This is a genomic window from Centipeda periodontii DSM 2778, from assembly GCF_000213975.1.
Taxonomy (GTDB): domain Bacteria; phylum Bacillota; class Negativicutes; order Selenomonadales; family Selenomonadaceae; genus Centipeda; species Centipeda periodontii.
In genome coordinates this window covers 462,173-484,253 of record NZ_GL892076.1, presented here as the reverse complement: position 1 = coordinate 484,253, position 22,081 = coordinate 462,173, and the positions used below count along the sequence as shown (strand labels likewise).

25 protein-coding genes and 1 tRNA gene are annotated in these 22,081 nt (G+C 55.4%); 19 read left to right on the top strand and 7 right to left on the bottom strand.

Annotated elements, in window-relative coordinates; genetic code table 11:
• The first annotated feature begins 82 nt into the window (after positions 1-82).
• The 13 genes from HMPREF9081_RS02115 (at position 83) to HMPREF9081_RS02070 (ending at position 8,840) form a co-directional block, all read left to right on the top strand.
• The gene (locus HMPREF9081_RS02115) at positions 83-1,258 is read left to right on the top strand and encodes a glycoside hydrolase family 3 N-terminal domain-containing protein (RefSeq protein WP_040394276.1); all 1,176 of its coding nucleotides are present in this window, start codon (positions 83-85) and stop codon (positions 1,256-1,258) included.
• A 126-nt stretch (positions 1,259-1,384) separates the two neighbouring features.
• Positions 1,385-2,026 (top strand): hypothetical protein, encoded by a 642-nt coding sequence (locus HMPREF9081_RS02110; RefSeq protein WP_006305271.1) that lies wholly within the window; start codon positions 1,385-1,387, stop codon positions 2,024-2,026.
• A 142-nt stretch (positions 2,027-2,168) separates the two neighbouring features.
• Positions 2,169-2,813, top strand: a complete 645-nt coding sequence (locus HMPREF9081_RS13575; RefSeq protein ID WP_006305270.1) for a DUF805 domain-containing protein — start codon at positions 2,169-2,171, stop codon at positions 2,811-2,813.
• A gap of 108 nt (positions 2,814-2,921) precedes the next feature.
• A complete protein-coding gene (locus tag HMPREF9081_RS12710; RefSeq protein WP_006305269.1) occupies positions 2,922-3,563 on the top strand; it encodes a DUF805 domain-containing protein in 642 nt (213 codons plus the stop codon).
• Positions 3,564-3,836: 273 nt separating this feature from the next.
• On the top strand, positions 3,837-4,211 hold the full coding sequence (locus tag HMPREF9081_RS02095) for a hypothetical protein (RefSeq protein ID WP_154647275.1): 375 nt from the start codon (positions 3,837-3,839) through the stop codon (positions 4,209-4,211).
• A gap of 52 nt (positions 4,212-4,263) precedes the next feature.
• Complete coding sequence (locus tag HMPREF9081_RS12955) at positions 4,264-4,533, top strand: serine hydrolase (RefSeq protein ID WP_083812198.1); 270 nt, start codon at positions 4,264-4,266, stop codon at positions 4,531-4,533.
• Complete coding sequence (locus tag HMPREF9081_RS13765) at positions 4,530-4,991, top strand: zinc ribbon domain-containing protein (protein WP_167535610.1); 462 nt, start codon at positions 4,530-4,532, stop codon at positions 4,989-4,991. Before HMPREF9081_RS12955 ends, HMPREF9081_RS13765 begins: the two co-directional genes overlap by 4 nt.
• An 18-nt stretch (positions 4,992-5,009) precedes the next feature.
• On the top strand, positions 5,010-5,426 hold the full coding sequence (locus HMPREF9081_RS02090; protein ID WP_218916819.1) for a hypothetical protein: 417 nt from the start codon (positions 5,010-5,012) through the stop codon (positions 5,424-5,426).
• A 761-nt stretch (positions 5,427-6,187) separates the two neighbouring features.
• A complete protein-coding gene (locus tag HMPREF9081_RS14310; RefSeq protein ID WP_006305266.1) occupies positions 6,188-6,643 on the top strand; it encodes a hypothetical protein in 456 nt (151 codons plus the stop codon).
• Entirely contained in the window at positions 6,618-7,280 is a 663-nt protein-coding gene (locus tag HMPREF9081_RS14305; protein ID WP_006305265.1) for a DUF932 domain-containing protein, read from the top strand. The genes HMPREF9081_RS14310 and HMPREF9081_RS14305 overlap by 26 nt, the downstream gene beginning before the upstream one ends.
• Before the next feature lie 59 nt (positions 7,281-7,339).
• A complete protein-coding gene (locus HMPREF9081_RS02080; protein WP_040394270.1) occupies positions 7,340-7,660 on the top strand; it encodes a hypothetical protein in 321 nt (106 codons plus the stop codon).
• A 14-nt stretch (positions 7,661-7,674) separates the two neighbouring features.
• A complete protein-coding gene (locus HMPREF9081_RS02075; RefSeq protein ID WP_006305263.1) occupies positions 7,675-8,139 on the top strand; it encodes a siphovirus Gp157 family protein in 465 nt (154 codons plus the stop codon).
• 56 nt (positions 8,140-8,195) lie between these two features.
• Positions 8,196-8,840: an ERF family protein gene (locus tag HMPREF9081_RS02070; RefSeq protein WP_040394268.1), complete on the top strand. Its 645-nt coding sequence runs from the start codon at positions 8,196-8,198 to the stop codon at positions 8,838-8,840.
• A 44-nt stretch (positions 8,841-8,884) separates the two neighbouring features.
• Here HMPREF9081_RS02070 and HMPREF9081_RS02065 read toward each other — a convergent pair whose 3' ends face one another.
• The 7 genes from HMPREF9081_RS02065 to HMPREF9081_RS02035 all read right to left on the bottom strand — a co-directional run bounded on the left by HMPREF9081_RS02065 (position 8,885) and on the right by HMPREF9081_RS02035 (position 15,765).
• Positions 8,885-9,460, bottom strand: coding sequence for a hypothetical protein (locus tag HMPREF9081_RS02065; RefSeq protein ID WP_006305261.1), 576 nt, complete (start codon positions 9,458-9,460; stop codon positions 8,885-8,887).
• Positions 9,442-10,617, bottom strand: coding sequence for an AAA family ATPase (locus tag HMPREF9081_RS02060; RefSeq protein WP_006305260.1), 1,176 nt, complete (start codon positions 10,615-10,617; stop codon positions 9,442-9,444). The genes HMPREF9081_RS02065 and HMPREF9081_RS02060 overlap by 19 nt, the downstream gene beginning before the upstream one ends.
• Before the next feature lie 135 nt (positions 10,618-10,752).
• Positions 10,753-10,826 (bottom strand) — tRNA-Gly (locus HMPREF9081_RS02055).
• Positions 10,827-10,874: 48 nt separating this feature from the next.
• The gene (locus tag HMPREF9081_RS02050) at positions 10,875-11,306 is read right to left on the bottom strand and encodes a hypothetical protein (protein WP_006305259.1); all 432 of its coding nucleotides are present in this window, start codon (positions 11,304-11,306) and stop codon (positions 10,875-10,877) included.
• Positions 11,307-11,342: 36 nt separating this feature from the next.
• A complete protein-coding gene (locus tag HMPREF9081_RS02045) occupies positions 11,343-11,972 on the bottom strand; it encodes a hypothetical protein (RefSeq protein ID WP_006305258.1) in 630 nt (209 codons plus the stop codon).
• Positions 11,973-12,244: 272 nt separating this feature from the next.
• Positions 12,245-14,362, bottom strand: coding sequence for a TonB-dependent copper receptor (locus tag HMPREF9081_RS02040; protein ID WP_006305257.1), 2,118 nt, complete (start codon positions 14,360-14,362; stop codon positions 12,245-12,247).
• Positions 14,363-14,592: 230 nt separating this feature from the next.
• The gene (locus HMPREF9081_RS02035) at positions 14,593-15,765 is read right to left on the bottom strand and encodes a phosphoribosylaminoimidazolecarboxamide formyltransferase (protein ID WP_006305256.1); all 1,173 of its coding nucleotides are present in this window, start codon (positions 15,763-15,765) and stop codon (positions 14,593-14,595) included.
• 172 nt (positions 15,766-15,937) lie between these two features.
• Between HMPREF9081_RS02035 and HMPREF9081_RS02030 the strand changes: the two genes are divergently transcribed.
• The 6 genes from HMPREF9081_RS02030 to HMPREF9081_RS02005 all read left to right on the top strand — a co-directional run bounded on the left by HMPREF9081_RS02030 (position 15,938) and on the right by HMPREF9081_RS02005 (position 22,076).
• Positions 15,938-16,771 (top strand): menaquinone biosynthesis protein, encoded by an 834-nt coding sequence (locus HMPREF9081_RS02030; protein ID WP_040394266.1) that lies wholly within the window; start codon positions 15,938-15,940, stop codon positions 16,769-16,771.
• Between the two features lie 94 nt (positions 16,772-16,865).
• Positions 16,866-17,570, top strand: coding sequence for a 3D domain-containing protein (locus HMPREF9081_RS02025; protein ID WP_006305254.1), 705 nt, complete (start codon positions 16,866-16,868; stop codon positions 17,568-17,570).
• A gap of 11 nt (positions 17,571-17,581) precedes the next feature.
• A complete protein-coding gene (locus HMPREF9081_RS02020) occupies positions 17,582-19,441 on the top strand; it encodes a phosphoethanolamine transferase (RefSeq protein ID WP_006305253.1) in 1,860 nt (619 codons plus the stop codon).
• Positions 19,442-19,752: 311 nt separating this feature from the next.
• On the top strand, positions 19,753-20,754 hold the full coding sequence (locus HMPREF9081_RS02015) for a pyridoxal-phosphate dependent enzyme (RefSeq protein ID WP_006305252.1): 1,002 nt from the start codon (positions 19,753-19,755) through the stop codon (positions 20,752-20,754).
• Between the two features lie 3 nt (positions 20,755-20,757).
• The gene (locus HMPREF9081_RS02010) at positions 20,758-21,681 is read left to right on the top strand and encodes a Ppx/GppA phosphatase family protein (protein ID WP_006305251.1); all 924 of its coding nucleotides are present in this window, start codon (positions 20,758-20,760) and stop codon (positions 21,679-21,681) included.
• 5 nt (positions 21,682-21,686) lie between these two features.
• Positions 21,687-22,076, top strand: a complete 390-nt coding sequence (locus tag HMPREF9081_RS02005) for a PBECR2 nuclease fold domain-containing protein (protein ID WP_040394263.1) — start codon at positions 21,687-21,689, stop codon at positions 22,074-22,076.
• The last annotated feature ends 5 nt before the right edge of the window (positions 22,077-22,081 follow it).

Sequence of the window (22,081 nt, the reverse complement as noted above, 5' to 3'; positions counted from 1 at the left end):
GTATCTCCTTTTGCCCTCCTGTGTTATAATGAAAGTGTAGCTTTTTTTCATGTTTTTGACAGATACATCTCGGAGGGGGTTTATGAGAAAGAAATACAAAGCCGCTGTTGGCATATTGGGCGCAGTGCTCTTCCTGCTCGCCATCCTCGGCGGTTCTCTCTATGCCATCAGGGCGCACAAGACCGATCATGAAAAGGTGGCCGCAGCAAAGCACGACCTGCGCGGGCTGACCATAGACGAGCAGGTGGAGGAGATCCTGTCCTCCATGTCCGTCACGGAGCGGATCGGGCAGATGGTGATGGTCGGCATCCCGGGGAGAACGCTGGACGATGATGCCCGCTATGTCCTGCATCAGTTCCACTATGGCGGGATCATCCTATTTGACAGGAATCTGGACTCAGAGGAGCAGACGAGGCGGCTCATCTCGGACATCCAGTCCCATGCGGACGAGGAGCTGCCCCTCTTTATCGCCATTGACGAGGAGGGCGGCGCGGTGGTGCGTGGCGAGAGTTTCATCCCTGCGCCCCCTGCGGCACAGGAGGTAGGGCAGGAGGGGGCTGCCGCTGCCGAACGCTTCGCCGCCTCCGTGGCGGGGGATCTCATGTCCCTCGGGATCAATGTGAATTTTGCCCCCGTTGCCGATGTGGGCGCGCCGGATGGACGCTCCTACAGTACGGATCCGCATGAGGTGCTTGCATGCGTCCGAGCGGCAGGGAACGGGTATCGCTCCGCAGGGATGATCTATGCGCTCAAGCATTTTCCCGGTATAGGCAGGGGCACGGTGGACTCCCACGAGGAGATTTCCTCCATCGAGGCGGGCGAAGAGGAGCTGCAGAAAACCGATCTCGTGCCGTTCCGAGGCATGATCGAGGAGACGGGCAGGGGGAAGGATCTCGACTATATGGTCATGGTGGGACATCTCCAATATCCCGCGCTTGACGGAGAGAATCCTGCGAGCCTCTCCCGTGCGATCACTACGGATCTGCTCCGCTCCGAGCTGGGCTATGAGGGGCTTGTCATCACAGACGACCTCGAGATGGGCGCGGTGGCAAATCATCTCACATTCCGCGCAACGGGACAGAGGGCGGTCGAGGCAGGCGCGGATATCGTGCTGGTCTGTCATGAACTCGCGCATGCCGAGGATGCCTATATGGGGATATACGACGCTGTGCAGAGCGGACAGATCAGCGAGGAGCGGATTAATGAATCTGTACGCCGGATCATCAGGGCAAAACTGACGCATGGTCTGATACCTTAATCCTAGGAAATGGGAAGCAATGATGAAAATATTAGTGCTTTCCAAGAAGGGAACAAGAATATTTCGGCGAATATTAATAACATTAATTACCCCTGTGGATCATCTGCAAGATAGGAGGCAAACAAGATGAATTTGTTACGCCCGACTGCCTGTCTGCTGGCGGTCATGCTCGTCTTTTCCCTCTCGGGCTGCAAGCTCCCTTCCGGACTCGTCAAAGCCGTCAAGAAAGAGGTGGCGGGGGAGGTTGTGGAGCAGGGAATCAGAGCCGCCGCCGGTGCTGCAACGGGCAGTAAACAGGGCGCATCCTCCGGTAGCGTTGTACCGTCTGCGGGCAGAGGCTCGGGTCTCGCCAGAGCCGGCGGAGCGATGGTCGCAGGTGGCGCAGTAGCTGCGGGCACAGCTGCCATCAGCGAGGCATCCGGGCAGAACCGGAGCACGCAGGAGGCAGTCAATACGCTGGTGGGCTACTATCAGAATCTGGCTGCCGGCAGGACGTCGGCGGCGTACAACACCCTGACATGGGAGATGCAGAACCAGCTGGGCACGTATGAATCGTTCTCACAGGGCTACACCACGACCGTCTCCAATGAAGTGAGCAACATACGGATCGTCTCCGAGACCCCCGCCCAAGTCGTCGTCAGCTATCAGCTCGACTCCAAGGACAAGATCAACGGGCGTATCTCGCAGCAGTCGTTCTCAGGCAGGGCGACCCTCCTCCAGAGCGACGGTCGCTGGCTGATTGGGGAATTCGATGTGACATTGAGATAGTGCTTCCTAAAGGGCTGTTGTACGAGCCAATGACCTCGTACAACAGCCTCTTTTGTCATTTTAGCGGCGATTCCTATACAAAATAGGATTTCTATGTTATGATTTTGGCCGGAATAGGATTATTTCATAAGGAGGAATCATCATGTCATTCTGTGGAAACTGCGGCAAACAGCTTGCCGATGGCGCGCGCTTCTGTCCGGGATGCGGGACGAAGATCGTCTCCCTGGAAAAGCCCGCTGCCTCTCCTGCCGCGCAGCAGGGCGGCGCCTATGGCGCAGGGCAGAACGCCCCGCAGCAGAGTCCTGCCTCGTTCCCGCCGCCGCCCGGCATTGGTGGACAGCAGCAGCCCGGCTATGGCGGAGGGCAGCAGCCGCCGTATCCGTATCAGCCGCCCTATGGGGGCGGGGGCGCGCCGCAGCCCGAGGATCTCCGCGCGATGCTCCTTACCTATCAGGGACGCCTCAACCGCAAGCCGTACATCCTGTACAGCATCGGCATCTGGTTTCTCATGGTCGTTCTGAATGTCGTGGGGGACGTGTTGGGAGATAGTCGCTCGTCGGTGGCGCTTCTCGTCGCCTTCGCGCTCTACCTCGCCGTCCTCGCCCTGTGCGTTCCCTCCGTTATGCTGACCATCCGCCGCTGGCATGATCTGGGCAAATCCGGCTGGTTCACACTGCTCTCGCTGATCCCCGTCGTGAACTTCTTCGTCGAGATCTATCTGTGGGCGGCACCGGGAACCGCAGGGCCGAATGCGTACGGAGAGGATCCGCTCACGTACAGGGGATAGGCGGAGTTTGCTCCCGGACGATGCTTCGCGTTGACAGTCTATACAAAATGAGTTTTATATGTTATGATTTCGTCGGAATATCGGATTATTTCATAAGGAGGAATCATCATGTCATTCTGTGGAAATTGCGGCAGCCAGCTCGATGCAGGACAGAAGTTCTGCCCGAACTGCGGGTCGAAGACCGTCTCCCTGGAAAAGCCCGCTTCCCCGCCTGCGCCCCAGCAGGGCGGTGCCTATGGCGCGGGACAGAACGCCCCGCAGCAGTTCCCGCCGCCGCCCGTCTACGGCGGAGGGCAGCAGTCGCCCGGCTATGGTGGAGCACCGCAGTCTCCTCCGCCGTATCAGCCGCCCTATGGGGGCGGGGGCGCGCCGCAGCCCCGATCGGAGGGGATCCGTGAGATGTTCCTCACCTACCATGGGCGTCTCAACCGCAAGCCGTATATCCTGCGCGGACTCCTAGTGGGGATCACCTCGTCGATTTTGTCCAATGTGATGGGCGTGATGGCAGAGAGTAGCTCGCTGGCGTTGAATCTCGTGTCCCTCGTGCTGCTCGTTGTTGTCCTCGCCCTGTGTGTTGTGTCCGTCATGCTGATGATCCGCCGTTGGCACGATCTGGGCAAATCCGGCTGGTTCTCGCTGCTCCTCCTCGTGCCGCTCGTGAACCTCGTCGTCGGCCTTTATCTCTGGGTGAAGAAGGGGGATGACGGTCCCAACCGGTATGGCGAGGATCCGCTGGCGTACAGGGGATAGGCATTAGGGCTCACATTTTTGCTGACTCATAGATGAAAATATCCTTCAAGAAGAGCATTCTTTTTGAAGGATATTTTTTTGCAAGGCGTGTCAAATTTTTCTATGATAGATATTGTGAAAATTAACATAATTATGATATAATTCTAATGAATAATAACCTTTCACAATTATCGGAGATGGTTTGCTGATGTTGTCGGAGGAATTGTTTAGGAAGTGTTGTCTTTGCGTATGGTGAAGATTCTCTTGTATATGAGAAATAGGGAGATGATGAACATGCAGATGAGAAGATTTCTGGCACTCTTGTTGATTCTGATGTCGCTGCTGGTGACCTCGGGCTGCGGAGACGATAAATACGTCACGCTTGTGAAGGGCGGAACCTTGCAGATGGCGCCGGACGTGAAGATCGGCAAAGCCTTCGATAACTTCTTTGGCAATACTAAATGGAAGTCATTTGAGTCCACGGACGGGAAGCGTGTTGTTGAGTTTGTGGGTGACTGCACTTGGAACAACAAAGAGGCTGAGTGCTGCGTTCAATTCATCATCCTCTCAGACACGACATTTGAACTTGGCGCGGTCACGATCAACGATGTGGAAATGAATCGTTTGGAAAGCATGGGGATCGTGAACAAGGCATTGACCGACAAATAGCTGCAAAGGGCGTCGCGGATAACATGAAGCCCGTCAGATCGGTGTAGAGTTTATGAGCGGTCAATTGCAAAATGCATCAGCATACAAAAAGAGCCGTCCTTTTGGACGGCTCTTGTATATGATTGGTGTAGCGGATGTTAATCGCTATCTTGTAGTGAACGGCTATAAAGACACACAACTGAAGCGCAAAATGATGGATATGGCCGCAATACGAGAAGGGCGTGAGAATTATACTTCAGCGAGCGACCTGGGAACGTTTTTTCTTCGTCTATATCACTCACAATGTGTAGGGGAGAGATATGATGCAAAAATGAGAGAATGAAAATGAAAGAAGGGAAAACTGTAGTTTCTTTTGATGGGGTAAATGGTTATTTGAGCGCCTATTTAAGTATATTTGTTTGGGCTGGGTTTATTGCTATTATTATTCTCCTTATACCATTTTTACTGCTTAGATCGGTTTTTAGATTTTTAATAAACCATTGGGAGATAACACTGGCCGTAATTGTTGGTATAGGATATCTCTTGAATAGAGGGAGCAGTAATGAAAATGCACAATCAGAGGACAGTAATGTACAAAGGGGTTCCTCAGATAACCCTATATCGGAAGAGCCTATAAATACCCTTTCTACGAGTGAGATGAATAAGGGTGAATCCTTGTTGTCGGATTCTATAGGTGCTAAAAATGACACCAAACCCGCTGTAAAATATTGCGGACATTGCGGAGCACCTATGGCTACGGAGGATCTTTTCTGCGGAAACTGTGGAAAAACTTCGAACTAGTCAACTTATACTATGTATATGGAGAGTCTGAATGTTCTTAGGGAAAGGAGCTGTTTTGTTATGAGGATATTCAAGGTGTTTATGGCGACTGCATTTATGGCAGTCGCACTGTTTGTCATGAACAATACAACTCATGCGGAACATTGGGTCGATGTGCAGAATAAGTATCTTGTTGACGTAGACTCACTCGGAAAAGACTACGAGTATATGGATCCTCAAAATGGATGGTATATTGCAGGTCATGCCCAAGTCTACAACAAAACCACAGGAGTATCTAAAACGTGGTATGCTCAAAACTATAATTCTGAAGGGGTTAAGGGAACACATAACACGCTGTATTTGAGAATGGGATATGACAATATCCTTCGTGGTGTAACCATGAAAGATGGGGCTGAATGGAATGTTGCCAATTTCATCCTTGTCTACTTTGAATAAGTGAATTAGGAATGGAGGTGAAAGAAATATTGGTTGGGGAAAGGGGGCTCTCTTTCATATTTGCATTGTTGCTGGGGGCTCTGATTGCAGGTGCAACCGGAAATGCAGAGGCGGCTTCAATCTAGGGATCTGATTTTGAAGGGAGTGTTTGTGACTCTTTTAACAGCAGTGTCCATACTCGTTGGATTTGGTCTTGGGCATTCTGCAGAAGCAATGACGAGAGTATATGACGAAAAAGGGATGCGTATTACGGTAGATGAATCTTCTATTATCTGGAAGCAAGATAATTCGTCGGGACGCAACTTTGCTGTTATCATATACGAATGGGAAAAGTATTGTCTCTACGAATTTACAACGGATGCTTATGGAAGATGGCTTTGTACCATTAACTCGACAACAAGCTGTTCGCCGGTAACCCATGCATATGTACAGGCAGTTCTCAAGTTTTGCCTAAACTATACTGGACGCCCATACATGAGGTAGTGAGAAAGGAGATCTCTCTATATATGAGGGGACGTTTGTTGCTGTTCTGATGGGGTTGATGATTGGGGGAGTTTGTACTACACAAAGTGCCAATGCTAAAGCTGCTTGTGGGGCAGATGGCAGAACCTTTTGGTATGACGAGCATCCTCAAATATATTATGACCGAAGAGGTGACGGACGAATATAAAAACGTCACTTGGTAAAAGAAACATATAGCTACTTTCCCCCATAGCCGCGCGGCTATGGGGGATTTTCTGTCTTTATAGGAGGTAATCAACATGAAGCAAGGTCGTACGTTACAGGAACTCGGGCAGGAGCTCTCGCGTCAGCGCGAGGCGCGGAAGGATTTTATCTCAGATACGCGGTCGCTCGCGATGGATTCGTCCGCTCTGGGCGGTCGTTTCCTCATCGCTCTTGGCGATGACACGCAGGAGTACACGATTGGCGAAACTGCCCATCAGCAGATCGCTGCGCGTCTGCAAATCCCCTACCGCTACTATCAGAAGATGCAGAGGGAATATCCGGCACTCCTCGATGAGAATGTCAACGGATGGTTTCGACAGTCACCTGAGCGTCGGATGATTCGTGTACTGGACGGCAATGTGCGCGCATTTCTCTCCGATCGCTATCGCCGTCTGGACAATCTGGAACTCTGCACGGCGGTGCTGCCCGTGATTCAGGAGATGAAGGACGCGACGATTATGAGCTGTGAGGTCACGGAATCGCACCTCTAAGGTCGTCAACAAGAAGCTGAAAGCCGAGGTCGGTGTCGGTGATGTTGTACAGGCGGGCTTTGTCGTGTCCAACAGTGAGGTCGGGCTTAGCAGTCTGAAGGTCGAGCCGCTGATCTATCGCCTTGTCTGTAAGAATGGGCTGATCGTCAAGGACTTCGCACAGAAGAAGTATCATGTCGGGCGGCAGGTCGCACCAGAGGACGATGCCGCCTATGAACTGTACTCCGATGAAACACTGGCGCAGGATGATAAGGCATTCTTTATGAAGGTACAAGACACCGTGCGTTGTGCCGTGGATGCTGCGAAATTCCATCTGACCGTAGACAAGATGCGTGACGCAATGGAGATTCCGCTTGCGGATAATCCTGTGCAGGCGGTCGAGGAGCTGGCAGATCGTTTCCTCCTCACGCAGAATGAGCGCGGTGATGTCCTGCGTCAGCTCTTTATGGGCGGGGATAACAGTCGTTATGGGCTTATCAATGCGGTGACGGCAGCGAGCAAACTTGCAGACAGCTACGAGCGTGCGACAGAGTTGGAGCGCATTGGTGGGGAACTGTTAGCCCTGCCTGTGCCGCAGCGCATTGCCGTACAGGAACATAACGTCACACCTCTGCGAAAGCGATTGGCGCGGGCGTAGTAGGATATGAGCACCTTCCTCTTTGTGGGGCGGTGCCATTTTTATGAATGGAGGATTTTATGTCACATTATCATCATTTCTGTTTGGCATTCTCTGATCTGAGCGGGGAGGTCTATACATCATCAGGTTCGATTGTGCTGAGCCTGACGAATGGAACGGGTTCTGACCGTACGGTATTGACCCTTAGCCCTGTGCAGACGCTTGTCTTGTCGAAGGGGCTGCGTAATATCGTGAAGGAACTCCGCATGGAGGATGTTGCCTACGGCAATATCGCCGGTGGTTTGACGCTTGATTTTCCGCAGGAAATTCAGACCAGTGCGCGTGAAGGAGCAGCGTATGAGCAGGTCGCTTATCTTGATGAGATGCGTCCTGTCGCATAGGAGGGAGTGGAAATATGAGTGCATTGTATGAAATCCAAGAGGATATTCTTTCCTGCATTGATCTGAAAACGGGTGAAATCATTGATGTGGAGCGGCTTCATGGGCTTCAGATGGAGCGGCGGCAGAAAATCCGCAACATTGCCTGTTGGATTAAGAACCTGCTCGCCGACGCGCGTGCCTACGAAGAGGAGGAAAAGACCTTCGCTGCGCGTAAGACGGCGGCGAAGAATAAGGCGGACAGCCTCAAGCAGTACTTGTCCGATTGTCTCCACGGGGAGAAGATTCAGGACAAGGAGTTCTCTATTGGTTGGCGCAAGAGCCAGAGAATCCATATTGATGAAGGGGCTGTCATTCCTGCGGCGTATTTGATTCCTGTGCCGGATAAGGTGGACAAGCAAGGATTGAAAGATGCGCTGCGGCAGGGTGTGCTCCTGCCGGGGATTACGCTGATGGAGTACAATAACATTCAGATTCAGTAATGGATGAATCCCCTGTGCCGTGTATGGTACAGGGGGATTTTTGGGAGGAATATGTAATGAAGAAAATTGCGGCAAAAATGATTGCGGTCATGCGCGAGTGCAGTCATATCGCAAAAAATGGAACGAACAGCTTTCACGGATACACCTACGCGACGAGTGCCGATGTTCTGAGCAAAGTGAACGCTGCACTGGTGGAGCAGGGGCTTGCATCGCTCGTTATTCCTGAGCTTATCAGATTGGAAGAGGTTAAGACGGCAAAGGGCAATATCGAGCACCTTGCGACGGTGAAGGTGAATATCACGCTGATCGACCGTGATTCGGACGAGAGTGTGCTCATTACGGGGCTTGGGAGCGGGCAGGACAGCGGCGATAAGGCGGTGATGAAGGCGCAGACCGCAGCCGTTAAATACGCCTATATGCTCAGTCTATCCATCAGCACAGGCGACGATCCCGAGGCAGACACTCGCACGGATGAGAGTACGTCCGTTGACCCCTCAAGAAAAACCACTCCGATCAAAACGACGGCAAAGAGTCGCGCTGTTGCGATTCCACGGAAGCAGGAACGCTCCGCTGCGGGTGCTGCATCTTACTGTGAGGAGTGCGGCATAAAGCTGACCGATAAGGTACGGGCATTCTCCGAGAGCAGATACCATCGGATGCTCTGCATGGACTGCCAAAAGCGGGCACTTGCCAGAGCATAACAAAAAGAGCCGTCTATTTGGCGGCTCTGAATCCCAATAACGGATTACGGTGTCCATATAAATGACTTGGATAGTAGGTGAAATAAATTCGCTTCACCTCGCTTTCCTGCTTGTTCATGATAGAGACGAATGGCGTTGTGCAGTTTGTTAATATCCGCGAAGTAGTCTTGTATAAATTCGCGGCTTTTGATGTGCTCGCCCGGAAAGAGGATCTCTGCGCAATAGGAGCTGGGCTTATAGCGCGTCTTGTCTTTTTGTAGATACTTTTCGACTTGCCCTTCGGCGATAATCAGCAGTATCTCAATTTCTGGGCGTGTGTAGATGTTATGCACAGGATAGCGTTCTGCATAGAGGAATGGGAGTTTGAAGGAATCCTTTTTGGAATCCAGAATCCGCAGGATATTCACACGCCGTTGGTATGCTCGATTCAGAAAGGAGGACTGAATCTCAGAGGACTTTCGCTTGCGGGTGACTTCTCTTCCAACCAGATTATCATGAGCAAATACGAGGCTGTTATGGTCGAGCAGCAATTCGATGATTGCCTGCTCTGCTGCGCCCTCGCAGATACAGATGACATATTCTTCTTTCAGGTGATCGAAGTTTAACCCATCTTGCTGCATAGATAGTCCTCCAACGCCTGAATACTCTCGTAGGACGGAGCTGTTCCCTCAATATAGTTCGAGAGGATTACATCACTCTTCTTGACATCGTTACGTTTGACCTCGGATGCGTAGTTCAGCAGCTCGATCGAGGCATCTGTCTGATTGCGGCGCGTGATGTAGATGTTATCCTTGCGATCCATAAAATCAAGGATTTCTGCATAGTGTGTGGAGAAAATCAGGCATGCGCCGTGCTTGTTGATGCGCTCATTTTTGAAGATGTTCATAATCATACGCACAAGTTCTTTATTCATGTGGTTCTCAAGCTCATCAACAATGAGATATCCACCCGTTTGGAGGACATCCTCAATGTATGCCATGAGATTGTGCCCCTTGATGGTGCCGGAGGAGATGAAATTGGTCAGTCCCCATGCAGTCTCGATTTTTAATCGCCGCGGCGCGTTTTTGAATTTTATGGTATATGTGACATTATTATCTGTCATCGAAACCGTGAGTTCATCCAGATTTGCATCAAAAGCGTGAAGAATTTCAGTGGCAGGAGACTCGTTTGGTCGCCAGAAGTTGATGTTTACAGCGCCAATTAACGATCTTAGGGGGGATGATTGACTACGGATGATCCCGGTTACTACACTATCATCATCCTTAAGAAAATCGAGAGTCGCCGATGGTAATCTTGAGCGACGAATCATAGGCTCTATGTCATCAAAATGAAATAGATCTTTCTTCGATTTCATAGATGCAAGAGTTTTTTTGAATAGAAATTCTTCTTTGAAGTAAAATTCTATATCTACGTCGTGAGAGAGCGTTGCTCTCCCGATAGTAGAGCGTAGTTCGTAACGCATGTTCTGATAACAGAAATCCAATATGAGGGTTGTTCCGTCTTGCAGAAGCTCAGAGCCATAGGGAATTTCGTTAAGACTTTTGCGATTTAGGAGAATGGACATGGCAAAATAAATAAGCTTGAGTGCAGATGTTTTACCAGAGGCGTTAATCCCAGCAAGTCCGATAAGTTTCTGCGTATAGAGATTTTTGCGGAGCTGAAACACCTGTGTAGGGTCAGAAACACGATCTTCTGCCATAAGGCTAAACTCAAAGCAGCCATCGTGAAACAGCGGGATATTCTCATACCGTATACGGAGTATTTTGATAGAATCCATTATAAAATCTCCTCCTATGAGGATAGTATAACATAAAATTTTGTTTATAACCACAAAAACTGTTTATAAACAGAAAAACAAAAGTGTTAAAAAACAAAAAAGCACTATCTTTCCTGACAGTGCTGAGTGCTCATATGGAGCGGGCAATGGGAATCGAACCCACCTCTAAAGCTTGGGAAGCTTTCATTCTACCGATGAACTATGCCCGCGATGGTTGCTATGATAGCAGATTTGAGGCGCTTTGTCAAACGCGTGCCTCACTCCTCGGGGAGGAGTATGGCAAGATCCGGCATGAGCTTTGTGATGTCGCGGATAAAGACGCGGAGGACGCTGACCATGACCTCAGGATCAAACTCCTCGGGACTATGTGGGACAACGACGTCGGCGAGGATAGCGGTGTCGGAGGTGAGGTAGAACTTGATGAGGCGGCTGTCTTGGTTCTGCCGCATGAGCCAGCCCATGAGGAGCATGGCGTTCGTGTCGTCGACGGCGTTCTGTGCGAGGCGGATGCGGATGGTGGCGTACGCCGTAGAGTCGATGATGACGGCAATGGGCAGCCGCCGTTCCTCAACCTCGATCTCGCTCTCAAAGATTACGGTATTGCGGTCATCGCCCGCCTCACGGATCTGAAAGCCCGTGATGTTTTCCTTTTTGATGTATTCCTCGAATGTCTTGGCCGCTTCGATCACGACCAATCACCTCCCCGTGTTGTTCATTAAAATCATTTATCGTTCTTCGTAGACGAAGCTGTCGGCAGCTGGGTTGTACGTGAGCTGGTACCGTGCCGTTACGCCGCCGAAGTCGGAAAATAGCTCAGGACCGAAATAGAGCGCGATGAATCGCTCGTTTTCACGCATCTGGACGAGACCGATGGCAAGCTGAAAATCGTCGGTGTTCGGGTGGTAGTAGTCGGCACTGTCCACATAGATGCGATAGGTGCCGTCGACAGGAGACTTGCCGACGACGATGCCGTGCCCGGAGGCAGGCGGTGCGCCCGGTGCGCGCCATCCGATGCGCGTGTTGGCATAGTAGTAAAAGAATGTCTGCCCGCCGCTCGTAAAGGCGCCCATGTCGCCGTAGAACAGTTTGCTCGTCGGAGCGCTGAAGTGAAAGACGTTCGTTTTGCCCTCCCAGAGGGTGAAATGCTGCTGCCCGCCCATCTGCGAGATGGTTGCCTTGATCTCGGTATTGCCGACGCGGTAGTAGGCACGGCGCACGTCCTTGTTGTTGCCTTCAGTTTTTATGGGGGGCACGAGGGGCGGTGTGCTCGGCAGCGGCGGTGTCGCCGCTGACACAGGAAAGGCAAGGAAGAGCACGAGTGTCAGCACGGCGAAGAGTGTGCGATATGTGTTCATTTGCAATCCCCCCACATTTTAAGGAAGCACTGATAAATTCAGCACCGCCGTCTCAGTGTATCTTTTTCGCCCTCTCAACGCCTGCAAATCCTATGCATAGCCCTGGCTGTGTGTCCGGCTTGTCTCCTTGTCCGAACGAAAAATCTGCGCCAATCGTACAGGCTTCATTTTATCGGCGATTTCTTAATAATGATTTATTATAGCATAGAGGAGCGAAAAGGGGAAGAAAAAAAGCCGCCGCACGATGCGGCAGCTTCGTCGGGAAATATGTGTCAGAATCTGTAGTTGCTCTTGAACCAGAAGGTGCGGCCCGGTTCGGTGATGTGACCGCCGCCTGCGACGCCGAGGGCGCTGATCTCCGCCTCGCTGTAGTTGACGAACTCGGCGTAGGTCTTGTCAAAGAGGTTGTCCACACCGAGGGAGAACGTCAGGTTCTCGTCGGGACGGTAGGCGAGGCTAAGGGAGAGGATGCCAAAGCCGCCCGTTGGGCCGTAGTCCGTGCCCGTGACGCTGCCGTAGCCCTTGTGGAAGCGGTTCTGGCGGCTGACGAGCCGCCAGACGGCGTTCGTCTCCAGCTTCTTGTGACTGTACTTCGCCGTAAGCGTTGCCTCGAGCGGGGCGATCTGCGGGAGCGCTGTATTGTTCGTGCGGTCGTCGCCGCGCGTGTAGGCGAGCGATGCGCCGAGCGTCCAGCGCGGGGAGACGATGCGCGTGTACTCCGCCTCAAATCCGTAGAGACGCGCGTCCACATTGGCATAGGGGGTGCGCGCCGTGGGACCCATGCCGATCTGCGGCTTGCGCAGGATGAAGTCGTCAATGTGCGCGTAGTAAAGGGAGAGGTTTGCATTCGTCTTTTCGCTCGTATAGACCCAGCCGAGGTCGAGCTGCGTGTTCTTCTCCGTGGCGGGACGCGTCGCGGAGGGCGAGGCGGTCTGTCCGTTCACGCGGTTGCTGTATGCTGCCCATGTGTGGTACGCCTCCCAGTAGTCGGCGGGGCGCTCTGCGTGTCCGAGGCCGACGTAGAACGTGAGCGGCTGCTTCTTTGCGGTGTTCTCCCAGCGAATGAAGCCGCTGACCGCATGATCGCTCGCACTGCCGGGGACGAGGCTGCGCGTGAGCATCCCCATCGGATTGCGGAACAGGGCGTTGTGATAGTCTGTCTCCGTCCGGTCGTAGCGCAGCCCCGTGAACAGGCTGCTGCGTTCCGTGAGATCGCGGCTGTACTCAAGGAAGATGCCGAAACTGTTGATGTCCATATCGTTGTTGAACGAGCCCTTCCGCCGCTTGTGCGCCTCGGCAAAGCTGTGTGCGTCGCGGCGCAGGTCAATGCCGACGGCGGCGCTCGTCCGCGGTGAGAATCGCAGGTCAAAGGCGGCACGGACACCGTACTGTTCGCGCTTGACCTCCGTTCCCATCATCCCGCCGGGGCGGAACGTGTAGTTGTCCATGATGTGGTCGATTGTATCGTTGTTGAAATTCAGTGTGAACTTCTCCACGACAGGCGAGAGATGAGCGCGCTCGAATTTGACGGCGCAGCTGTCGCGGTCGAACTGGCTGCCGTCCATCATGCCGTGCGCGTACTTTGCCCAGCCGCGGCTGCGGTCGTAGGAGACCTCGAAGAGGGTATCGGGGTCGGGCGTGCGTCCGACGATGCCCGTGAGGCTGTGCCGGCCGTAGCCCGAGTGGATGCGGTGACCGTTGCCGTCCGCGTAGTCGCGCGCATAGCTGCGCGTCTGGATGATGCGCGCGTAGCCCTTTGTATCGCCCGCCGCGACATCGGTCAGCTCGTCAAGGCGGTGGTTCGACGCGCCGAGGACAGAGACGCTGCCGCGCACGCCGGGCTTTTCAAAGCGCTCCGTCTCGCGCTCGAAGATGACGCTGCCCGCGACGCTCGCACCGTAGCGGACACTCTGCGGGCCCTTGTTCACGATGATGCGGCTGAACGTCTCGGGGAACGCATAGGTCGATGTGGGATCCATGCGGTTCGGACAGCCGCCCGACATCATGCCGCCGTTCATGTCCATCACCATGCGTGAGCCGCCCATGCCGCGCATCATCGGGTCGCCGCCGAGCCCGCCCTTGCGGACGACGGAGAAGCCAGGGATGGTCTTGAGGTAGCCCACGCCGTCGGCGGCGGGGATGGGCTGACGCGGCCGTTGCGGATCGGTGGAGAGGGTGAGCGGCGTTGCCACGCGGTAGCCCGTGACGATGACCTCGTCAAGGGTGAATACGTACATCCCGTCGGCAGCGGGGCTGCTCGTCATGCCCTGCATATCTGTCGTACTGCTGTGCGTATCGGTCATGGTCTGAGCCGCGTAGGCGTGCGCTCCAAAACATGCTGCGCTGAGTGTAATGCCGAGCAGGGCAAGGCGGCGGAGGGATCGGGTCATTTTGGATACCTCCTGCAGAGAAGAAAATGAAACTTATTATACAATAGATAACGGAATGATAACACGAGTCTGATAGATAAATCAAATAAAAATGTTTAACAGCAGTATAATATATGAGAATGGACTATGAAAAAGATTCGGCGAAATGAAAAAGGCTGCTCTGCGAAGAACGTTTTGTCCTTGCAGAGCAGCCCGCTGCTTGTGTATGATTGAAGGGAAGGATGCCGCACTCAGTGATGGAAGAGGCGGATATGGGTCATCGCCATTGCAATACCGTACTTGTCGCACGTCTCAATGACGTTGTCGTCGCGGATGGAGCCGCCGCTCTGCGCGATGTAGGAGACGCCGCTCTGGTGTGCGCGTTCGACGTTGTCGCCGAACGGGAAGAACGCGTCCGAGCCGAGCGCAACCCCCTTGATCGTCGCGAGATACGCACGCTTCTCCGCACGCGTAAAGGGCGCTGGTTTTGCCGTAAAGAGACGCTGCCAGTCGCTGACGAGCAGGGCGTAGTCGTCCTCATCGCCCGCCGCAAAAACGTCGATGGCGTTGTCGCGGTCGGGGCGGCGCACATCATCGCGGAAGGGGAGCGCGAGCGCCTGCGGGCTCTGACGCAGCTGCCAGATGTCCGCCTTGTTCCCTGCGAGGCGTGTGCAGTGGACGCGCGACTGCTGTCCCGCGCCAACACCGATCGCTTGTCCATCCATTGTATAGCAGACCGAGTTGGACTGCGTATACTTCAGCGTGATGAGCGCGAGCAGGAGATCGCGCTTTGCCGCGTTGGGGATATCCTTGTTCGCCGTCGGGCGATCCGTGAGGCAGTCCTCTGTGATCCGAACCTCGTTGCGCTGCTGCTCGAAGGTGATGCCGTACACATCCTTGCGTTCCAGCGCGGGCGGCGCGTAGCTCTCATCCATCTGGAGGATGAGATAGCTGCCCTTGCGCTTGCTCTTTAGGATCTCAAGTGCCTTTTCGGTATACCCCGGTGCGATGATGCCGTCGGACACCTCGCCGCGCAGGAACTCCGCGAGGCTCTCGTCACAGATGTCCGAGACGGCGGCAAAGTCGCCGTAGGAGCTCATGCGGTCGGCACCGCGCGCACGCACGTAGGCACACGCGACGGGCGAGAGGTCGCGCCCCTCGGCGGCACAGGCGCGCGCAAGCGCGTCACTGAGCGGGAGACCCAGCGCCGCGCCCGCAGGACTGACGTGCTTGAACGAGGCGGCGGCGGGCAGCCCCGACATCGCGCGCAGTTCGCGCACGAGCTGCCAGCTGTTCAGCGCGTCGAGCAGGTTGATGTAGCCGGGGCGTCCGTTCAGGACGGTGAAGGGCAGCCCGCCCTCGGCGTAGACGCGTGCGGGCGTCTGGTTCGGGTTGCAGCCGTATTTCAGTGCGATTTCGTTCATTGTAAGCGCTCCTTTTCTCTCGGGGAGTTTGTGATGATGTTATTATAGCGGCGCACGCGGCGATTTTCAACTGCGCGGAAACGATTTGATTCTCCGTAAGTGGTTTCGAAAATACTGTATTTTTCAGCGAAGAAGGATTATAATAGGAGGAGAGAAAGAGAGGGGGATGCGCATGGTACCGCGTCTGGGTCATATTGCGTTCTTGAATGTGCTGCCGCTCACGTATGCGCTCGCGCATGGGGCGGCACAGGGGCTGGACATCCTGCGTGCGACGCCTGCGCAGCTGAACGGGCGGCTCGAGGCGAAGAATCTGGATGTGTCGGGGGTCTCCTCGATCACGTATGCGCGCCATGCGGACGATCTGCTGATCCTGCCGGATGTGTGCATCGCCTCGGACGGTGATGTGCGCAGCGTTTTGCTCGTTTCGCGCGTACCCGCAGAGAACATTGGTGCGCGGCGCGTGCTGCTCTCGGATAAGTCGGCGTCCTCGCACGCCCTCCTCAAGATCATCCTGCGCCGTGCATACGATGCCGCGCCGCAGTACGAAACGCGGGCACTCACACCGGAGGATCCCGTGCCGGAGGGGGCGGCAGGCGCCCTTTTCATCGGGGATGACGCGCTCGAACTCTACCATCACCCGCCCGACGGGATCTACATCTATGATCTCGCGCGGGAGTGGAAGCAGATGACGGGCGCGCGCATGGTGTTCGGTATCTGGGCGGCGGCGCGCACATTTGCGGCGGCACATCCGGCGGCACTGGAGATGGTGCATGGGCGGATCGCGGCGGCGTTCGAGGGCTGGGATGCGGTGAAGGATGCGGCGATCACGGAGGTGCTATCGCATGATGGGCGTTTCACGCGTGCGCAGCTGACGGAGTACCTCGGCAGCGCGGTCGTTTGGCAGCTGGACGAGGCGACGCTTGCGGGGCTCAGACTCTTTTACCGATATGCGGCGGAGGACGGGCTGATTGCGCGTGCGCCTACGATCGAGCTTGCGCGCGTTTGACGGGAATCTGGCTTTATAGTAAAATATTCCTATCGATGATGAGAGCATCAAAGTGCTATCGAAAAAGAGAAGAAATGAAGGGAGCACGATCGATATGCAGGTACGAAAACTCCTTTTGGCAGCACGAAAACTTGTTCGGAGGGCAAAGCGGCATAGGGAACTGCGGCGCTTTCGCGGGGCACTTACCGTGACGACGGCGCTTGCCGTGACGGCGCCGCTTGCCCTTCACGCACCCGCAGAGGCGGCGCACATCCTCGTGAAGGAGGGGATGCGCGGTGCGGTGGTGGCGCATGTGCAGGAACTTCTCATCCAGGGGGGCTATCTTGAGGGCGCGGCGGACGGCGTCGCGGGACCTCTGACGCGCGCGGCGATCGAGCGCTGTCAGGAGGCGCATGGTCTCACGGTGGATGGCGTCTGCGGCGCAGCGACGTACCATGTGCTCTCGGGCGGGGAGGAATACGACCCCGTCGCGCTCGGGATTCCCGAGGAGCATAATACGATACAGGTGAGCCGCGGCAGCGGGCGCGCGGTCTACGTGTCGGCAACGGGGTACAGCGCGTTCGATCCCGGCAACGGCAATCGCACGGCGACGGGAACGCCCCTGCGGCGCGGCGTGATCGCGGTCGATCCGTCGGTGATCCCGCTCGGCACGCACGTCTTTATCCCCGGCTATGGGGAGGCTATTGCGGAGGACGTTGGCAGTGCAATCCACGGCTATCGCATTGACGTCGCATTTGACACGCACGCGGAGGCGCTGATGTTTGGGCGGCAGGATCTCGAAATCTTTATCATGGAGTAGTAGGGCTGTATATGAAGGTATCAACGGAGCGGGCGAATGAGTGGATCCGCTATGCGGCGGCGGCAGGAGCATATTTCCTGACGCTTGTCGCGTGCTATATCAATATGGGGCAGGACATGGGCGCGGAGTATTTTCTTCCCGCGCTTCTTCCGCTCCTTGGCATTCTCATGCTGATGCAGTATGGGACGGGCGTTCCGCTCTTCTCGCGGGCGATGATCGGGGCGATGGTGCCGGGGCTGCTCTGGTGCCTGACGTTCCCGCTCCTCTATACGTGGACGTATGCGCGGGACTGGTACCGCTCGCTCATCTTCTTTGACTTCCTGATCGGGACAGCGAACATGCTCGTGCTCGCGGCGCTCGGCGGCGTCCTCTTTCACCTCGGTCATAAACGTTTGACGGCAGTGCTGCTCGCCGTGCTCGGCTTCCTCATGTCGCTCATCCCGCTCACACAGATCGCCTACTATATGACGGTCTGGCACGCACTGAGTCCCGCGTCCCTCATGGCGCTGTACCTCACAAACTGGCACGAGGCGGGGGACTACATCGAGTCGACGGTGGGCGTTTTGCCCGCGCTGTTCGTTGTCTTCCTGCTGCTGGTGCTCATTTATCTCTCGTACCGCAGCTATCTCTTGTTCGCACAGCACGTCTATCCGAGCGCGCAGGGCTCGCGTATGGGCAGCCTTGTCCTCGTCATGTGCGTTGCGGCGGGGGTACATATTGCCCTGATTCCGGAGTGCTCGATTGCAGGACTCTACAAGGACGTGACAACCTATGTTGAGGAAACGCAGTCGTATGGTCTGAATCAGGACGAGAGATATGCGTCACTCATCATCGATGCGGAGAATACACTTGCTGCGCGCGCCCCCGGGACGGTGATCTTCGTCATCGGAGAGTCGGCATCGCGCAACTATATGCACTACTATACGCCGTCGTTCCCGTATGAGAATACGCCGTGGATGGAGCGGATGGCGGCGGAGCGTGAAGGCTTCCTCGTCTACCGTAACACGTACTCCTCGTGGACGCAGACGGTGCCTGTTCTCGAGCGTGCGCTGACCGAGAAGAGCCAGTACAACGACAAGGAGTTTTTCGAGTCGGCCTCCCTGCTCGATGTGGCGAAAAAGATCGGCTATCATACGTACTGGTTCAGCAATCAGGGGCGCTACGGGCAGTTCGACAGTGCGATCACGATGGTCGCAAAGACGGCGGATGTGGCGGAGTGGACGGACGACTCGTACACCTTTACGACAAAGTTTGACGAGAGCCTGCTCCCGTACCTCACACGCATTGACCCGAACGTGAATAACTTCATCGTGCTGCATTTGATGGGCAGCCATATCTACTACAACAACCGCTATCCCGACGAGTGGGCGAAGTTCGTTGCCGCAGACGGAGAGTCGGCGATGACGAGCGCGGCATCGTATGCGAACAGCATCCTCTACACGGATCACATTCTCGCGGAGGTCTTTAACTATGCGGAGAAGAATCTGAACCTCCGCGCGATGGTCTATTTCTCCGATCATGGGGAAAACCTCAAGATCTCGCACAATCCCGACGTGTTCAGCTTCGATATGGTACGCATCCCATTCTTCATCTACCTCTCGCCGGAGTACCGCGCGACGCTGCCGCAGCGGGCGGCGACCCTTGCCGCACGGAAGGACGCGTATTTTACGAACGATATGATGTACGATACCGTCTGCGGACTCCTCGGCGCTCCGTCGAACCGCTACGACCCGCGGCAGGACTTCTCGAGCCCCGCCTACGGTTTCACGCGCGAGACGCTGACGACCATGTTCGGCAACCACGCCCTGACGGAGGACACAACGGATGAGGTTGCGGGGGACGTACATGGAGAGGCGGCGCAAACCCCCTAAGCGGACGGTATGCCCCGGCGGATTCCTTAAGAAGCCTGAGCATACAAGCACGTGATTGCCTGCGTAACGAGGCGTTCGCGTGGAGCTTGCGCCAAACAAATACCTTACAAAGATGCGATTTCATACGTTCAAGGAACCACTGATAAAATGAAGTCCGTCAGATTGGCGTAGTTTTTTTCGTCCGATTGAGGAGGCAAACCGGACGCATAGCCAAAGCTATGTGGAGGATCGAGGGCGAAAAGCGGACAAAAAAGATGCGCTAAGATGATGGTGCTGAATTTATCAGTGGTTCCTCAAGAGGAGGATCCATTATGCACTTCTACTGTGAGCGCTGCAAAAAGGAATATCCCGTCGCAACGCACGCCTACGCGTGTGAATGCGGTGGGCTTTTTCGTCTGTATCAGAGCGCAATGGACGCGGAGGATCGCCATGAGGCGGTGACCCTCGGTGAGATCGAGACGCCTCTTTTGCCGCTCGTTGTCGACGGCTGCAGATACTACTTCAAGATGGAGGATCGCCAGCCGACCGGATCGTTCAAGGATCGCGGGGCGAAGCGTCTCATCGGCGAACTCCTCCACCTCGGTATCGACCACGTCGCCGTGGACTCGGCGGGCAATGCGGGGGCGGCGGTCGCGGCGTATGCGGCGGCGGCGGGCATGGCGTGCAGAGTCTATGTGCCCGACGACATCTCCGGTGAGCGCGTGAGGCAGATCACGGCGTACGGCGCGGATGTCGTGCGCGTGCCCAACGGACGCATGAACGCGAGCAGCACCCTGCGTGCGGAGCTCGGCAGCGACTACTATGCCTCCCACGTCTACAACCCACTCTTCGCCGACGGCATCAAGAGCATGGCGCAGGAGATCTATCACCAGCTGAACGACAGCGTGCCCGACTACATTTTCGTTCCGATCGGCAACGGATCGCTTCTCCTCGGACTCTATCAGGGCTTTGCCGAGATCGGCCGCCTGCCGCATTTCATCGGTATCCAGAGCACGAAATGCGCGCCGGTTGTCGAGGCGTTCCATGGTCTGCCCGAGACCCCGCGTAAAAGCACCATTGCCGAGACCATCCGCGTGAGTGCACCGCCGCGCATGGAGGATATCCTGAAAGCCTTGCGCCGCAGCGGCGGCGATGCCGTTGCCGTCGAGGACAGCGACATCCTCAAGGCGGCAAAGACGCTCAACCGCCGCGGTATCTATGCCGAGCTCACGGCGGCGGCGGGGCTTGCGGGCGCGCGCACCTTTTTCGCGGACGGCATGCCCGACAACTATCGCGTCATCATCCCCGTGCCCGGCAGCGGGCTGAAGCGGTAGCCTATGCTGCACGCGATCATCGACATCGGCTCGAACACCATCCGCATGGCGGTCTATCAGATCGAGGGGCGGACGTTCGACCTCCTCCTCAAGCGCAAGCACACCGTCGGACTCGCGGGCTACCTTGATAAGGGACGGCTTGTGCGCGAGGGCATCGAAAAGACCGTCAAGATCCTGCGCGGGTTTACGGATTTTATCGAAACATTCGGCATCGCACACGTCCATGCCTTTACGACGGCGGCACTGCGCTCCGCGACGAACAGTCGCGCCGCCGTGGAGGAGATCACGCGCCGCACGGGGGTTCCTATCCGCGTCATCAGCGGCGATGAGGAGGCGGCATACGACTTCATCGGTGCGACGCAGAGCATCGCACACGCGGACGGCATCATGGCGGACATCGGCGGCGGCAGCACCGAGATCATTCACTATATCGGTCACGAAATGCGGGGGCGTTGGAGCCTGCCCCTCGGCTCGCTCGCGATGACCAAAGCGCACGTTGCGGGGCTGCTCCCGACGCCCGATGAGTGCGCGGCGATCCGCGCGGCAGTCGAGGCGGTTTTGGAGGATGCATTCGATGTACGTGCGCTTTGCGCCCGTCACATGGTCGGCATGGGCGGGGTACTCAGCAGTGCGAGCCGCATGCACCGCCTCCTTTATCCCGATGAAATGCCACGGCTCCTGCGCACGGTGCATCTGCCCGTGATGATTGACCTGTTCGGCAGCGGGAGGAAACTCAGCGAGCGTGATACTGCCGTCCTCCTGCGTTCCGCCCCCGACCGCCTCCACAATATCGTCCCCGGCATGATCATCGCCTCCGTCCTCGCTGAGACGTTCGATGCAGAGGATATCCTCTACAGCGACTCGGGCGTGCGCGAGGGATATATATGGAAGGAAATTATTGGGGAAATGGATGATAGGGGACAATAAATCGCGTGCATGTTATTTGTAAAATTGATCGTACGATCTATTCTGTCGTAAATCCTCATATTGTGACGGATGAAGTTATTATAACGGATACGCAAATTGCGCATGTGAAAGAGCGTCATCCGCAGGATTATGAGCGATATGCGGCGTATATTCCGCATATGCTCATGCAGCCGGATTATATTCTGGAGGCTAATCATCCGCATACGGCATTTGTACTCAAGACATTTGAGGTGGATGACGTTCGCTTTCAACTGATTTTACGGCTTGTGACATCTGTTGATCCACAAGGGTATTCCAATTCGGTTATTACATTTCTAAAAATCAGTGAGAAGAAATGGAATAAATATTTACCCCAATGCGCCGTAAAGCCCCGCCCTTTAGGGCTGGGGATATAAGGCGC